This is a genomic window from Streptomyces anandii JCM 4720 (genome assembly GCF_014650655.1).
Lineage (GTDB): Bacteria > Actinomycetota > Actinomycetes > Streptomycetales > Streptomycetaceae > Streptomyces > Streptomyces anandii.
This window is the reverse complement of the sequence record NZ_BMVJ01000054.1, coordinates 1-4,500: the sequence shown is the minus strand read 5'-3', so window position 1 is coordinate 4,500 and position 4,500 is coordinate 1. Positions and strand designations below refer to the sequence as shown.

1 protein-coding gene is annotated in these 4,500 nt (G+C 75.2%); it reads left to right on the top strand.

From position 1 onward, the window contains the following. Positions 1-4,500, top strand: a 4,500-nt coding sequence (locus tag IE249_RS35135; RefSeq protein ID WP_189711524.1) for a type I polyketide synthase, incomplete at both ends; no start/stop codon positions are given.

The following is a 4,500-nucleotide window of genomic DNA, read 5'->3' as shown; positions in this document are numbered from 1 at the left end:
CGCAGGACCAAGCGGCTGACGGTCAGTCATGCCTTCCACTCGCCGCACATGGACGCCATGCTGGAGGCGTTCGGCGAGGTCGCGCGCCGGGTGACGTACCACCCGCCGGTCGTCCCCGTCGTCTCCAACCTCACCGGTGAGCTGGTCACCGCCGACGAGATCGCCAACCCCGGCTACTGGGTTCGGCACGTCCGGGAGGCGGTGCGCTTCCTGGACGGCGTTCGCCGGCTGGAGGCGAGCGGCGTCACCACCTACCTCGAACTCGGGCCGGGTGGTGTGCTGTCGGCGATGGCGCAGGCTTGCGTCACCCGCCCCGACGCCGAGTTCGTGCCCGCGCTGCGCGCCGACCGCCCCGAGGCGCAGGCGCTGACGACCGCTGTCGCACGCCTGCACGCCCAGGGCGCGGACCTCGACTGGCAGGCCTACTTCTCGGGTACCGGCGCCCGCCGCGTCGACCTGCCCACGTACGCGTTCCAGCGCCACGTGTACTGGCCGCGCGACCCGTTCACCCAGCCGGAGGCGCTCACGGCCGAGGCGCTCGACGTGGTGGGCGCCCGGTTCTGGGAGGTCGTGGACAGCGAGGACCTCGCCGCGCTCACGGAAGCCCTCGGCGTCGACGCGGACCAGCCGCTCAGCGCGGTCCTGCCCGTCCTGTCCGCCTGGCACCGGCGCGGCCGGGACCGCTCCACCGTCGACGGCTGGCGCTACCGGGTGACCTGGCAGCCCCTGACGCAGACCGTGCACCGGCCGCTGACCGGCACCTGGCTGCTCGTCACGCCCGCCGGCCTCGCCGACGACCCGTGGGTGACGGCCGCGGCACGCATGCTGGCCGACAGCGGGGTGACCGTACGGCACTGCGAGATCGACGCGGCGGCGGACGACCGTACGGCGGTCGCCGAACGGCTGCGCGCCGCGCTCACACCGGCTGACGACCCGGAGTCGCCCGACGCTGCCGCCACCGCCGGTGCCCCCGGTGCCACCACCCCCACCGGCGTACTCTCACTGCTCGCCCTCGACGAGCGCCCGCACGCCCAGTACGAGGAGGTCCCGGCCGGCCTCGCGGCGACCACGGCGCTCGTGCAGGCGCTCGGTGACACGGAGATCGAGGCCCCGCTGTGGTGCCTCACCCGTGAGGCCGTCGCCGTGGGCCGCGCCGACCGGGCCGCGAGCCCCGCCCAGGCCCACGTCTGGGGGCTCGGCCGGTCGGCCGCCCAGGAGTACCCCGAGCGCTGGGGCGGCCTGATCGACCTCCCGCGCACGCCAGGCGACCGCGCCCTCGCCCGGCTCGCCGACATCCTCGGCGGCCTCGGCAACCCCGCAGACCCCGGCGGCTTCGGCGCCGAGGACCAGCTCGCCGTGCGCCCGCAGGGCATCTTCGTACGCCGCCTGGCCCGCGCCGGGCACGGCGACCCCGCCGGGCCCGCCGCCGACGAGTGGTCCCTCACCGGCACCGCCCTCGTCACCGGCGGCACCGGAGCCCTCGGCGCCCGGGTCGCACGCCTGCTGGCCCGCAACGGCGCCGCGCATCTGCTCCTGGTCGGACGCCGGGGCGCGGACGCGCCCGGCGCCGGCGAACTGCGCGACGAACTCACCGCGCTCGGCGCCGAAGTGACCATCGCCGCCTGCGACGTCGCCGACCGCGCGGCCATGGCCCGGCTGCTGGCCGAGGTGCCCGAGGAGCACCCGCTGACCACCGTCGTGCACGCGGCGGGCGTCCTGGACGACGGTGTGCTCGACGCCCAGACCCCCGAACGCCTCGCCACCGTGCTGCGCGCCAAGTCGGCCGCCGCGACCGTACTGCACGAGCTGACCCGCGATCTGGACCTGACCGCGTTCGTCATGTTCTCCTCCCTCGCGGGCGCCTTCGGCGGCGCCGGCCAGGCCAACTACGCTGCTGCCAACGCCGGTCTCGACGCGCTCGCCGAGCACCGCAGGGCCCTCGGCCTGCCCGCGACCGTGCTCGCCTGGGGCGCCTGGGCCGAGGGCGGCATGGCCACCGACCAGGTCGTCGCCCAGCGGCTCCACCAGTCCGGCATGCCGCCGATGGACCCCGAACTCGCGCTCACCGCGCTGCACAGGGCGCTGGCCCTCGACGAGACGTACTCGCTCGTCGCCGACATCGACTGGGACCGGTTCGCGCCCGCACTCACCGCCGTACGTCCCAGCCCGTTCATCACCGGCCTGCCCGAGGCACGCCACGCCCTGGAGAACGCGGCCGCGGACGACCCGGCCGCCTCGGGCGAGGCGTCCTCCTTCCGGCGCACCCTCGCCGACGCGCCGGAAGCCGAACGCGACCGCATCGTCCTGGACTTCGTGCGCACCCAGGTCGCCGCCGTGCTCGGCCACCCGGGACCCGAAGCCGTCGAACCCGGCCGCGCCTTCCGCGACCTCGGCTTCGACTCGCTCACCGCCGTCGAGATCCGCAACCTCCTCGGCAGGCTCACCGGACTGCGCCTGCCCGCCACCCTCGTCTTCGACCACCCCAACGCCCGCGCCCTCGCCGGTTTCCTGCGCACGACCCTGCTCGGCACACCGGCCACCGGCATCGGCACCGGTTCCGGCGAAGCCCACGGCCTCGCCGCAGGCCGCCCCGCGGGCACCGCGACGGACGACGACCCGATCGCGATCGTCGCGATGAGCTGCCGTTTCCCCGGTGGTGTGCGCACCCCCGAGGACCTGTGGGACCTGCTGGCCGCAGGGCGGGACGCGATCAGCGGCTTCCCCGCCGACCGGGGCTGGGACACCGACGCCCTCTACGACCCCGAGGCCCGCACCGAGGGCACCACCTACGTGCGCGACGGTGGATTCCTCACCGGGGCCGCCGACTTCGATCCGGCCTTCTTCGGCATCTCGCCCCGCGAGGCCCTCGCCATGGACCCGCAGCAGCGGCTGCTCCTGGAGACCTCCTGGGAGGCACTCGAACGCGCCGGAATCGACCCGGCCACCCTGCGCGGCGAGCGGGTCGGCGTCTTCGCCGGCACCAACGGGCAGGACTACCTGTCGCTCATGCTGGCCGCGCCCGAAGGAGCCGAGGGATTCCTGGGCACCGGCAACGCCGCGAGCGTCCTGTCCGGCCGGGTCTCCTACGCCCTCGGCCTCGAGGGCCCCGCCGTCACCGTGGACACCGCCTGCTCCTCCTCCCTCGTGGCCCTGCACTGGGCCGCCCAGGCGCTGCGCGCGGGGGAGTGCACGATGGCGCTGGCCGGCGGTGTCACCGTCATGTCCACCCCCGCCTCCTTCGTCGACTTCAGCCGGCAGCGCGGACTGGCCGCCGACGGCCGGATCAAGGCGTTCGCCGCGTCCGCGGACGGCACCGGCTGGGGCGAGGGCGTCGGCATGCTCCTCGTGGAGCGGCTGTCCGACGCCCGCCGCAACGGCCACCCCGTGCTCGCGGTCGTCCGCGGCTCCGCCATCAACCAGGACGGCGCGAGCAACGGCCTCACGGCACCCAACGGGCCCTCGCAACAGCGCGTGATCCGGCAGGCGCTGGCGTCCGCCGGCCTGTCGGCCGCGGACGTGGACGCGGTGGAGGCGCACGGTACGGGCACGAAGCTGGGCGATCCGATCGAGGCCCAGGCCCTGCTCGCCACCTACGGCCGGGAGCGTCCCGACGACGACCGGCCGCTGTGGCTCGGCTCCATCAAGTCCAACCTCGGGCACACCCAGGCCGCCGCGGGCGTCGCCGGTGTCATCAAGATGGTCATGGCCATGCGCCACGGCGTACTGCCGCCCACTCTCCACGTGGACGAGCCCACCCCGCACGTCGACTGGTCGGCGGGCGAGGTCGCGCTGCTCACGGAGGCCCGGGCCTGGCCGGAGACCGGCCGCCCCCGCCGTGCCGGCATCTCCTCCTTCGGCATCAGCGGCACCAATGCGCACACCATCGTCGAACAGGCCCCGGACGCCGGACCGGAGACCCCGGCCGTCGCCAAGACCCGTACGGCGCCGCCGGCCGCGGCACCCCTCCTGCTCTCCGCGAGGACCACCGACGCCCTGCGCGACCAGGCCGGACGCCTGCACGCCCACTTCGGCGCCCACCCCGGCCTCGACCTCACCGACACGGCGTACTCGCTCGCCACCACGCGCTCCCACTTCGAACGGCGCGCCGCCCTGACCGCCAGCGACCGGGAAACCCTCCTCGACACGCTGGCCGCACTGGCCCAGGGCCGCCCCGCCCCGGCGCTCGTCGAGGACACCCCGGCCCCCGGCAAACTGGCCTTCCTCTTCACCGGCCAGGGCAGCCAGCGGCCCGGCATGGCGCGCGAACTGTACGAAACCCAGCCCGCGTTCGCGGACGCACTCGACGCCGTCTGCGCCCACCTCGACCAGCACCTCGACCGGCCGCTGTCGGACGTGATGTCCGGCGGCGCCGGGTCCGGGCTGATCGACCGGACGGCGTACACGCAGCCCGCGTTGTTCGCCGTCGAGGTGGCGCTGTTCCGCCTCCTCGAATCGTGGGGCATCCGGCCGGACTTCCTGTCCGGTCACTCCATCGGTGAG